The sequence below is a fragment of the Bacteroides acidifaciens genome, from assembly GCF_024623065.1.
Lineage (GTDB): Bacteria > Bacteroidota > Bacteroidia > Bacteroidales > Bacteroidaceae > Bacteroides > Bacteroides acidifaciens.
This window is the reverse complement of sequence record NZ_JANJZR010000002.1, coordinates 102435-114187: the sequence shown is the minus strand read 5'-3', so window position 1 is coordinate 114187 and position 11753 is coordinate 102435. Positions and strand designations below refer to the sequence as shown.

General features: G+C 42.3%; 7 protein-coding genes. 5 read left to right on the top strand and 2 right to left on the bottom strand.

Annotated features, from left to right (window positions below):
• Position 1: 1 nt before the first annotated feature.
• The 5 genes from NSB03_RS01005 (at position 2) to NSB03_RS00985 (ending at position 9609) form a co-directional block, all read left to right on the top strand.
• Positions 2 to 1834, top strand: coding sequence for a RagB/SusD family nutrient uptake outer membrane protein (locus tag NSB03_RS01005; RefSeq protein ID WP_024986111.1), 1833 nt, complete (start codon positions 2 to 4; stop codon positions 1832 to 1834).
• Between the two features lie 38 nt (positions 1835 to 1872).
• Complete coding sequence (locus NSB03_RS01000) at positions 1873 to 4635, top strand: SusC/RagA family TonB-linked outer membrane protein (RefSeq protein WP_135038399.1); 2763 nt, start codon at positions 1873 to 1875, stop codon at positions 4633 to 4635.
• A 13-nt stretch (positions 4636 to 4648) separates the two neighbouring features.
• Complete coding sequence (locus NSB03_RS00995; protein ID WP_135038397.1) at positions 4649 to 6331, top strand: RagB/SusD family nutrient uptake outer membrane protein; 1683 nt, start codon at positions 4649 to 4651, stop codon at positions 6329 to 6331.
• A gap of 135 nt (positions 6332 to 6466) precedes the next feature.
• Entirely contained in the window at positions 6467 to 8017 is a 1551-nt protein-coding gene (locus NSB03_RS00990) for a sulfatase family protein (RefSeq protein WP_024986112.1), read from the top strand.
• Between the two features lie 110 nt (positions 8018 to 8127).
• The gene (locus NSB03_RS00985) at positions 8128 to 9609 is read left to right on the top strand and encodes a glycoside hydrolase family 30 protein (protein WP_024986113.1); all 1482 of its coding nucleotides are present in this window, start codon (positions 8128 to 8130) and stop codon (positions 9607 to 9609) included.
• Positions 9610 to 9897: 288 nt separating this feature from the next.
• On the opposite strand, the gene NSB03_RS00980 is transcribed toward NSB03_RS00985, so the two are convergent.
• Positions 9898 to 10347: a GatB/YqeY domain-containing protein gene (locus tag NSB03_RS00980; protein ID WP_024986114.1), complete on the bottom strand. Its 450-nt coding sequence runs from the start codon at positions 10345 to 10347 to the stop codon at positions 9898 to 9900.
• Positions 10348 to 10405: 58 nt separating this feature from the next.
• The gene (ftsZ, locus tag NSB03_RS00975) at positions 10406 to 11716 is read right to left on the bottom strand and encodes a cell division protein FtsZ (RefSeq protein WP_121765482.1); all 1311 of its coding nucleotides are present in this window, start codon (positions 11714 to 11716) and stop codon (positions 10406 to 10408) included.
• Between the last annotated feature and the right edge of the window lie 37 nt (positions 11717 to 11753).

Below are 11753 nucleotides of genomic sequence, written 5' to 3'. Positions count from 1 at the left end.
TATGAAATCACTTACAAGATATTTTCAAGGATTGATGTTGGGGACTTTACTGATTACCACAATATCATGCGAGGACTTTGCGCTGGGTGAAAAATTCCTTCAGAAACCTCCTAGTTCGGATGTTACCATTGATACCATCTTTTCTACAGCGGTATATGCGCGTCGGGTGCTGTGGAATAGTTATGGTAATTTGCCATACGCATTTTGGGCAAGTAACAGTTATGGTTTTTCTACCAATATGTGGTTTGGAATTCAGGAAGATTTGACGGATTTGTGTAATTCAGCTTTGACCTGGGATGGTCCTAATAAAGTTTATTACAGTGGTGCTTACAATGCCGGTTCGGAAGAGGCGTCCGATGGAGACGGAGCTACCAAATACGGCTTTACCCGGCGTAATAGCTGGAAAAGTATCCGCATGGCTTGGGTGTTTATAGAGAATGTAGACCGTGTGCCTGATATGGATGAAGCTGAGAAGTTGCGTTTGAAAGCGGAGGCTAAAATTGTGATTGCTACTCAATATGCCGAGATGCTTCGTCACTTTGGTGGTCTGCCTATTGTAGACCGAGCTATTTCCGCAGAAGATGGTTTGGGATTTCCTGCCCGTGCCACTTTGCAGGAGACCGTAAATTTTATCGTGAGATTGCTGGATGAGGCTATTGATTGTAAAGAGCTTCCCTGGAATGTTACTGAAGAAGAATCTGACAACTGGAGTGGCCGCCTGACCCGTGCTTCTGCTATGGGATTGAAAGTGCGTGTACTTTTGTTTGCTGCAAGTCCCTTGTTTAATAATGAGATGCCTTATTATGAGGGCGAAGCTTCCGAAAAATTGATGACTTGGTTTGGGGGATATGACCCAAAACGTTGGGAAGATGCCGCAAAAGCAGGCGAAGACTTTTTTAAGGCATTGAATAAGGAAGGTTTCTACGATTTGGTGAAAGGGGGAGAACCGCGTATGGCATTCCGTGACGCTTACTATACACGAGGTACGACAGAATCATTGATTTCGGTACGCCGCCATTATAAGACCAACAATATCGGGGGGATCATGCAAAGTGCACGTTGGGGTGCTTGGGGAGTTACCAAGGAGTACTTCGATATGTTCCCTATGGCAGATGGAAGCGATTTTGACTGGAATAATCAAGAACATGCTAAAAATCCGTTTGTTAATCGTGACCCTCGTTTGTGTGAAACTATTCTGTTGGATGGTGACAAGTTCGGTAGCGGTGTGGCTGCTATATATCGGCAATATTCAAAAGATAAGACAAATTATCCGAAAGGTGAACATTATAATAATAAAAGTGTCAACCTGGATGATAAAGGGCTAACTACTAACGGTCTGACAGCACGTAAGTTTTTACTCGACCGTCAAGGGGAATGGAGTGGTCGTGTCATTCAGTGGCCGTTGTTGCGTTTGGCTGAGGTCTATTTGTCATATGCTGAGGCGTTGAATGAATGTAATCGTACCGGTGAGGCTTATTCTTATATCAATGCGGTGAGAAATCGTGTAGGTCTGGGTGATTTGAAGGCAGGTTTGAACAAGGACGAATTCCGTGAAGCAGTACTTCGTGAACGTGCCTGTGAATTTGGCTTTGAGGAAGTTCGTTTCTATGATCTTATTCGCTGGAAACGTGAGACGGACTTTACTAAACATCTGCATGGTCTTTATTTCTATAAGCATAAGAAAACAGGAGAATATCTGTTTGAGTTCCCGCAACTGAAAGAAAGAGCTTGGCAGAAGGCCGGTGGCTTCTCTCCGAAGTGGTATTTGAGTGCATTCCCTCCCAAAGAGGTGAATAAAGGGTACGGATTGGTTCAAAATCCTGGTTGGGAATAACATAATATATTATTGAATAAAGTAATCATACTATCCTTATGGAAAAAAGTATAAAGCTAATCATTACAGGGCTGCTGTGTTCTTCCATTGCGGCAGCTCAGGTAGCAGACAGCATACAGCATTACGGACGGGGTATCTCGTTCAGCAAGAAGGAAGCGACTACCGCCGGTGGCATGGCTACGGCTGATGAATTGGGTCACCGTACCAGTACGGTAGCCTCCAACGCTTTGTTTGGACTGATTCCCGGTCTTCAGGTTTTGCAGAATGGAGGGAATGAATGGGAAAACGGTGCTACACTTTATGTACGCGGTGTAGGTACTACTAGTAGTAAGAGTCCGTTGATATTGATTGATGGTTATGAACGTAGCATCGATAATCTTGCTGTGCAAGACATCGAGTCTGTCAGTGTACTGAAAGATGCCGCTTCACTGGCGCTTTATGGTATGCGTGGCGCTAACGGTGTGATTCTTATCACTACCAAACGTGGTCATGTGGGGAAACCGGTCATTACCTTCGACTATGAGTTTAAGATGGGTATACCACACCGTTTACCGGAATTTGTGGATGGTTATACTTATGCTCAGGCCATGAATGAAGGCTTGAAAAATGATGGTACCACGACACCTCGTTACAGCCAGCGTGAGTTGGATGCTTTCCGTGACCAAACTTATCCGGAGTTCTATCCTAATGTGGATTGGATGGACGAAGCGCTTCGAGACCATAGTTTCGGTAACAATGTGAATTTTTCCCTCCGTGGAGGTGGTGATGTTGTACAGTATTTTACTCAGCTGAATTACCTGAACGACAAAGGTATTTTGCAACCAACCGAGGAGAATGAAGGGTATTCTACGCAGTTTAAGTACTCTAAACTGAACTTTATGACCAATCTCGACATTAAGTTGGGAAATACCACTAAATTGCAACTTAATATGCGTGGTAACTTTGCGGAGGATAATCGTCCCTATACCACTACCGCTGACATATTCGATATGTTGTATAAAGTTCCGTCGGGTGCTATGCCTGTCAAGACTTCCAGTGGTCGATGGGGAGCAACTTCTATTTATGGCAGCAACCCGATAGCTATGATTTCTGATACGGGTTATGAACGTGGGCAGACTCGTAACCTTTATGCAGACATAAACTTTGCACAGGACTTGAGTTTCATTACTAAAGGTTTGTCTGCTACTGCTCGTCTAGGTTTTGACAACGAGGCGCGATATTGGGAACGCAACCAGCATAAATATGCAACCGAACAAGCTACTATGGGTTGGGACGGTGAAGAAAATTCTTATAAGAAGTTGACTGAAGAGACTGCTTTAGACTTTAGTAGCAGTATCAAGGATGTGGTTCGCCGTCTGACTATCAACGCACAGGTGAATTATGATCGTATCTGGAAGGCTGATCATAAGTTGAACGCTACTGTGTTTTATAGTATGGACAAGCTGATGAAGCGTGGGCAGAATGCAGGCAGAGCCTTTATGGATATTGCGGGGCAAATTCATTATACTTATAAGAATCGTTACTTGCTTGATTTCTCTTTGGCAGGTTCTGCGTCCAGTATTCTCGAACCGGATGATCGATGGGGGATTTTTCCTTCGGTAGGTGCAGGTTGGATTCTTTCAGAAGAGAATGCTTTTAAAGCTGACTGGCTGAATATGTTGAAACTTCGTGCTTCGTATGGTATTGCAGGGCGTGCTGACTATGGTGTACAACTTTTCCGTGGTTCATATAGTGGTGGTGGAAGTTATTATTTTGGTGAAACACCGGCTTCCATCAGCGGTATGAAAGAGGCTCGTCTTGCTGTAGATGGGTTAACTTATGAAAAATCACATAAGTTGAATGCGGGTATTGATTTTATGGCATGGAATCGTCTTTCTTTATCAATAGATGGTTATTATGATCATCGTACAGATATTTTGGTAGATGGAGATGGCGCTCTTTCCTCTGTATTAGGTATTGCAGCTCCTGATATAAACAGTGGTATTGTGAATAGCTACGGTGTGGAAGTTGCAGCTAATTGGAATGATAAAATAGGAAATGTTACTTATCGGTTAGGCGGGCAATTCAGTTTCAATCGTAATAAGATTAAGGAGATGAATGAGGTGTATCGTCCGTATGATTATTTGAAACGTACCGGACATTCTGTAAGCCAATATTTTGGTTATGAAGTGGAAGGGATTTATCAGAGTTGGGATGATATTGAAAATCGTGAAGTGAAACAGATACTGGATGAAGTACGTCCCGGTGACTTGAAATTCAAGGATCAGAATGGTGATAAAGTAATTGATGAATATGATCAGGTAGCATTAGGATATAATAAAGTCTGTCCTGAGATTTATTACGGTTTCAGTCTTGGAGCCGAATACAAAGGATTAGGATTTACTGCTTTATTCCAAGGGGTTGCCAATTATAGTCAGATGCTTGATACACGCAGTATCTATCGTCCTCTGGTAAACAATAATACTGTTTCTCAATATTATTATGATAATCGTTGGACGGAAAGTAATCTTGATGGCAAGTATCCGCGTCTCACTTATAATGGTTCCAAGAACAACTATAATACGAATTCTTTGTGGGTGACTGATGCCTCATACCTGAAGTTGCGTACATTGGAAGTGTATTATGATTTACCACAAAAGTGGGTAAATAAGTTACCCGGTGTGAACCATATGAGACTGTTTGCCCGTGGGCATGATTTGTTCAGCATTGATAAAATGGATGGTGTGATAGATCCTGAAATGACAGGTACCGGTCATCCGTTGATGACTCAATATACATTTGGCGTTAATTTACGTTTCTAATAATTTAAGCGAAATGAAACTTATGAAATTGAAACATATAGCATTACTTATGTCGGTCTGCATATTGAGCGGATGTGACTTCATGGACTGCGATGAGTCAAACGACTATCAAAAGGAAAACATCTTTACGAGCTTTGAACGCTCCAAGAAGATGGTGACTAATATTTACAGTTATTTACCTCAAGATTTTTGTAATACAGAAGGCGCTATGCTGGATGCGGCAACAGACGATGCCGTACATGTATACAAGTCTTCAGCTATCCATTATTTTGTAAACGGCACTTGGTCAGCAAATCGATTGGTAGATGATGTCTGGAGTGAATACTATACAGCCATTCGTGCTGCCAACCTTTATCTGAAGGAGGCTGAAGGACAGACTTTTGAGGACTGGGAAAATGCAGAGAAGTATAAGGATATGATGAAGGAATTTAATAACTTTCCTTATGAAGTACGTTTTCTTCGTGCGTTTTATTATTTTGAATTAATTAAGCGTTATCATGATGTGCCGTTGGTTACTACAGTGCTCACTCAGGACGAGGTGAACAGCTTGGAACGTGAAAGTTGTGATTTAGTAGCGGACTTCATTATAAAAGAGCTAACAGAAATTACAGCTGAAGGTAAATTGCCTATTACTTATACGGAAGGTTTTGCTAGTAAAGATATTGGTCGTATTACTCGGGGGGCAGCCTTGGCATTGAAGTCCAGAGTTACGCTTTATATGGCAAGTCCTCTCTATTCGGAAGATAATGCCAGAAAATGGAAAAAAGCTGCATCCGCTGCTTATGAGATCATTGGTAATGTTTCTGAGTTGGGGTATGAGCTGGTGGATGATCTTACAGCTCAGTTTCGTAAAGTGAACAACACATGTGCCGAAGTGATTTTAGCCCGTGGTGTAGGTGAAACGGGAGATTTTGAGAAAGCCAACTTCCCCATGGGAGTAGAGGGTGGAAAAACTTCTACTTGTCCCACACAGAATTTGGTGGATGCTTTTGAGATGAAAGACGGTTCCAAATTTGACTGGAACGATCCTACTATGGCAGCCAATCCTTACAGTAACCGTGACCCACGTCTGGCAAGAACTGTGGCTTACAATAATATGAATTGGTGTGGTGCTCCTCTTCAGATATGGGAAGGCGGTGCTAATGGGCTTCCTTTGACTAACGCTACTACTACAGGGTATTATCTGTACAAATATCTTAATCCCAATATCAGCTTTGTGTCAGGTTCCACGACTACTAAAGCGCAACATAACTGGGTCTTGTTTCGTTATGCTGAAATTTTGCTGAATTATGCGGAAGCAATGATAAATGCTTTTGGAAATCCTGATTATGCGGATACGGATTATCCTATGACTGCCCGCGAAGCAGTGAATAAAGTGCGTGCGCGTGGTAAGGTAGAAATGCCTCCTTATCCTGCAGGTATGGGAAAAGCTGATTTCATAGAACGTCTGAAGAACGAACGACGGGTGGAATTAGCTTTTGAAGGACATCGTTTTTGGGATGTGCGTCGTTGGAAAGATTTGGATAAGACTGCTGATATTTATGGCGTGAAAGTTATTAAGGACGAAGCTGGAAAGTTTGAATATTCCAAGTTCCTGATGGAAACCAGAAACATGACGGACAACTTGTATTTCTATCCGATTTCTAATACGGAGAAATACAAAAATCCTAATTTGGGGCAGAATCCGGGTTGGTAATGGTTTTTGTATATAACACAGTCCTATGTTGCTTTTATAGGGCATAGGAGCTGTGTTATTAGTTTATAGCTCGTTGAGTTCGCTTTAGTCAGAAGAAGTAATGTATAAATAGTCTTTGTTTAAATTAAAATAGAAATGAAACGAATTTTGCACAAACTTATTTGGGGACTTCCTACAACTCTTTTTGCAGGAACGTGTACACAGCTTCTTGGGCAGGAGCAACGACCGAACCTAGTCTATATTTTCCCGGATCAATATCGGTTGAACGCATTGAGTTTATGGAGCGATCCGGCATATCGCAATGTTCTGAATACGGTAGGTGATCCGGTTCATACTCCTAATTTGGACAGGTTGGCCAAACAGAGTGTTGTTTTTAATCGGGCGTGCAGTACTTGCCCGTTGAGCAGTCCTCATCGTGCCATGCTGATGACGGGTGCATTTCCGGAGAAGAATGGGGTGCCGGGTAACTGCCACGTGAATAATCAGAATGGTATTCCCGATAGTTTGGTTTGTTTCACAGATGTACTTGCGACAGCCGGTTATGAAACGGCTTATGTAGGAAAAACGCATTGGCATCGTACAGAAGCTTTGTTTGATAAGGAAAATAACTACGTGGGTACAAATAAAGCGCCCGGTGGGCATTGTGTATACCCATACGATACCTATATTCCCGAAGGAAGAGGGCGCAAGAGTAATAAATATTGGTTTCAGCAGTTGAAAGATAGTCATTTTAACGCTACAGCCTATTCCAATCGTCCGGAACTGGTGGGTGGACAGAAGGATGGTGAACCATTTCGTTATCATCGATTTACTCCGGAAGTGGAAGCAGATGTAGTAATAAGCTATCTGCGGAATAAACAAGAGGAACGGGACCCATCTAAACCTTTCAGTTTGTTTTGGAGTATGAATCCGCCTCACACACCTTATCATAGGCTTACAGATTGTAGGGAAGAGGTGTTTAACCAATATTACAAGGATTTGAAACCGAAAGAAGTCTTGCTTCGTCCCAATGTGAAGTTTGGAGAGGGTACACAGGTGAAAAATCTGGAACAACTGACATTTCAAGCCAAAATTTATTTCTCTTTAGTGAAGAGTGTGGACGACGAAATAGGTCGTGTATTGGAGGTTTTGGATGAAGAAGGTTTGACAGAGAACACCATTTTGATATTTACCGCCGATCATGGAGAAATGATGGGTAGTCACGGACGTATGGCGAAGAGTGTGATTTACAATGAATCGTTCTCTATTCCATTCTTTATACGTTATCCTGGTAGGCTGAAACCGGGAGTGGACGATCTGATGTTAGGTGCTACAGACATTATGCCGACTTTGTTGGGTATGATGAATCTTGGAGACAAACTACCCGAGACAGTGAAGGGAAAAGATTATTCGCAAGGCATTCTTACTGGTAAATATAAGAATGTAAAGAAGCCTGTTTCTCAATTCTTTTATCAGCAGAAAGAAAAAGGTGTTCGTACCGACCGTTATTCGTATTTGGTGACAAAAGATGGAAATTATCAGCTTTTTGATAATTTGAAAGATCCCTACCAAATGCATGCCTTGAAGATGGAAGAGATTTCGGTAAAACAAGCTAAGCTATTGAAAAAGGAACTTGGCAACTGGTTGAAGGTGTCGGAGGACAGTTGGGGTAAGGAACAAAAATTCCCTGATAGGATAACTTATTAAAATGATATTATACAGAACTAATATTGCAGGCTTTTGTATTCTTAAACCTTTCAGACTGTCTCGATAAATTGTCATTAACCTGCTTTGAATTATTACTTAACAAAATACTAATGAAAATGAATTTAAAGAAATTATGTACGCTGGGAACTCTTTTAGCGTTTTTTTCCGGTATATATGCTCAATCTTTTATCTGGATTAGCAGTACAGATAATAATGTTTGGAAAGAAACTAAAACCAAATTACAGGCAGATAGTCAAAATATTCCTTTATTGTCAGTAGATGGTACTGAAAATATACAGATATTCAAGAAGTGGGGAACTTGTTTTAATGAATTAGGTTGGGATGCTCTCAATATGTTGCCTCCTAAAGAACAGGACGCTGTTTTAAACAACCTGTTTTCTCCTGATGGAGATTTGCGCTTTTCCATGGGACGTATTCCTATGAATGCTAATGACTATGCCCGTAACTGGTACAGTTGTGATGAGGTGCCTGGTGATTTCCAATTGAAATATTTCAATATTAACCGTGATAAAACAACATTGATACCCTATATAAAGAGAGTTCAACGTATTAACCCCGATATGACTTTTTGGGCTTCTCCCTGGTCACCTCCTTCTTGGATGAAAGTCAATAATTACTATTCTGTGAGGAGCAATGCCGAGGTGAACCAATTGCCGGCTAAGCATGAAATAGCTCTTTATGAAGGTACTGATAATGTAGATAAGACATTTTATCCCAAGCAAGTAGCTGTCAACGACTATTTTATTCAAGATACTCGCTATTTGCAAGCCTATGCCAATTACTTCTGTAAATTCGTATCTGCTTATCAGGAAGAAGGAGTTGCTATTTCTCGTGTAATGTTTCAGAATGAGCCGTGGGCTTATTCCATCTATCCGGCTTGTGCATGGACTCCAGAGGGTATTATTCGTTTCAATGTGGAATATTTTGCGCCGACAATAAAGAAACAGCATCCTGGTGTTCAAGTTTATTTGGGTACGCTCAATACAAACCGTATTGAACTGGTAGAAAAAGTCCTTTCTGATCCCCGCATGAAAGATGCCGTCGAAGGTGTCGGTTTCCAATGGTGGGGTGGACAAATTCTCCCTGAAATCCGTAAAAAGTATCCTGATTATAAATATATGCAGACTGAAAGTGAATGTGGTTCCGGTACATTCGATTGGAAAGCTGCCGAACATACTTTCAACCTAATCAGTCATTATTTAGGAAATGGCTGTGAGGAATATACTTTCTGGAATGCTATCTTGTGTGATGCAGGGACAAGTGGCTGGGGCTGGAAACAGAATGCATTGATTCGTGTAGACTCAAAGACTGCTTCTGTTACTTATACTCCAGAGTATTATGCAGTAAAACATTTCAGCAACAAGGTGGTTTCGGGAACTAAAGTATTACAATATAAAGCAAAAGGTGAAGATAAACTGCCTGTTGTTATATTCCTTACACCGGAGAAAAGATATTTGGTTGTAGCTGCCAATTTTAATGACGAGCCGAAGAATTTAACAGTGAAGTTAGGTGATAAGTTTTTAGATGTAACTTTAAAAGCACACTCCTTCAATACATTTAGTATGAAATAATATTTGAACTTCCGTTTCCCCATATCAGAACAGTTGTTCTCTCGCGTAAGGAAACGATAGTTTTTCTACTGCGAAATGATGTTTTATGTATTGGCTTTTCGGTTTGGAAGTATAGGGAGAATCAACTGTTTCAGACTATAAAAAAACTGTTGCAGCTATGTTGCTGATAAAAGAATCTGTAACATAGCTGCAATAGGTATCTGCAACGCTATAACTGGCTGATTATAAATGTATAAAAACGGAAATGTCGCAGATGGCAGATAAAAAACTTTGTGTAGAGAATGAGGATTATCCCAAAAGTTCCTTCACTTTTGCGGAAATAGCACGTCCTTCTGCAAGTCCTGCCAATTTCTTAGAGGCAACTCCCATCACTTTACCCATGTCCTTACCGCTGGTAGCACCTACCTCGGCGATGATTTCCTTCAATGCAGCTTCCAACTCTTCGGCGGACATCTGTTTCGGAAGGTATTTTTCCATAACGGCTACTTGGCCTAATTCTACGTCAGCCAAGTCCTGGCGTCCCTGTCCGATATAGATTTCAGCAGCATCTTTTCCTTGTTTCACCAATTTCTGGATAATCTTGAGGGCTGCGTCATTTGTCAGTGTATCGTTAGCTCCCGGAGCGGTCTTGGCTTCCAGGAAAAACTTCTTTATATTTCTCAAAGTTTCCAAGGCAACCTTGTCTTTTGCCTTCATTGCGTTTTTAATGTCTTCGCTGACTTGATCGAATAAATCCATATCTTTAGATATTATGATGTTTATATATGATGAACTATCAGTTGTCTGTTATCAGTTATCAGAAGGTGATGACACCGTTATTGTCTGTAGCCTCTTCCGTAGCTGTTTCCTCTTCGAGGGCAGCTTTTGTGCGGATTTTGGTCAGAGTCGTTTTGTCACGCATATACGTTGGAGAGTCTTCTACCATAGCGATGATATCGTCGTTGTCCAGGTCTTCCGTATTGAAGAGATAGATGTGGCGGCGTTTGCGGAGACTCTTGCTTCCGATGTTGCTGGCGCTTTCACCGTATGCCTTACGGATACGTTCCTTGTTCTTTTCTTTTTCCTCTTCCAGTTGGAGTTGGCGTTCTTCTTCTTCCTGGCTGCGCACGGCGTGCAGGCTGTCCATTCCGGGGACGTCTTCTACACCGAATCCGGTTGCCAGTACGGTAATTTTCACCTTTGTATCCAGCGAGTTGTCAATAGCAACTCCCCAAATAACTTCTACACCTTCGCGGAATTTGCTCATGAACTCATGTATCTCGTTCATCTCCTCCATCATCAGTTCAGACGACGGGCAGAAAGAGATGTTCAGCATCACCTTCTTGGCGTTGAAAATATCGTTGTTGTTGAGCAACGGAGAGTGCAGGGCGTCATCGATGGCTTTCGTCACACGGTTTTCTCCTTCACCGAATCCAGTACTCATGATGGCTACTCCGCCATCTTTCAGGATGGTTTTCACATCGGCAAAGTCAAGGTTGACCGTACCGCGTATGGTGATAATCTCGGCAATGCTCTTGGCGGCGATGGAAAGCGTGTCGTCGGCTTTACCGAAGGCATTCATGAAAGTAAGGTCGGTGTATATCTCACGCAGGCGTTCGTTGTTGATGACCAACAGGGCGTCTACGTGCTGGGCGATGCGCTCCACACCGTCCAATGCTTGGATGATTTTCTTTTCTCCTTCGAAGATAAAAGGGATGGTGACGATGCCGACAGTCAGGATATCCATCTCTTTCGCGATGCGGGCAATGACAGGAGCAGCTCCGGTTCCTGTTCCACCCCCCATTCCGGCAGTGATGAACACCATCTTGGTGCCATCGTTCAGTTGGTTTCTGATATCTTCTATACTCTCTTCGGCGGCGTCGCGTGCCCGTTCGGGACGGTTGCCGGCTCCAAGCCCTTGTGTGATGCTACGGCCCAGTTGCAGTTTCACCGGGACGGGTGATTCGGCTAATGCCTGGTTGTCCGTGTTGCAAAGAACGAACGTTACATCATGGATACCTTCCCGGTACATGTGGTTTACGGCGTTACCGCCGCCACCGCCTACACCAATCACTTTGATGATTTTCGGTGAGTCTGTCGGGAAATCGAATTGTACTATCTCGTCCATAATCTTATACTAATTACTAGTTACTATTTACAAATTG

Excerpts from the sequence above, each read along its gene's own strand:
- NSB03_RS01005 (WP_024986111.1), top strand. The coding sequence starts at position 2 with ATGAAATCACTTACAAGATATTTTCAAGGATTGATGTTGGGGACTTTA.
- NSB03_RS01000 (WP_135038399.1), top strand. The coding sequence starts at position 1,873 with ATGGAAAAAAGTATAAAGCTAATCATTACAGGGCTGCTGTGTTCTTCC.
- NSB03_RS00995 (WP_135038397.1), top strand. The coding sequence starts at position 4,649 with ATGAAACTTATGAAATTGAAACATATAGCATTACTTATGTCGGTCTGC.
- NSB03_RS00990 (WP_024986112.1), top strand. The coding sequence starts at position 6,467 with ATGAAACGAATTTTGCACAAACTTATTTGGGGACTTCCTACAACTCTT.
- NSB03_RS00985 (WP_024986113.1), top strand. The coding sequence starts at position 8,128 with ATGAAAATGAATTTAAAGAAATTATGTACGCTGGGAACTCTTTTAGCG.
- NSB03_RS00980 (WP_024986114.1), bottom strand. The coding sequence starts at position 10,347 with ATGGATTTATTCGATCAAGTCAGCGAAGACATTAAAAACGCAATGAAG.
- ftsZ (WP_121765482.1), bottom strand. The coding sequence starts at position 11,716 with ATGGACGAGATAGTACAATTCGATTTCCCGACAGACTCACCGAAAATC.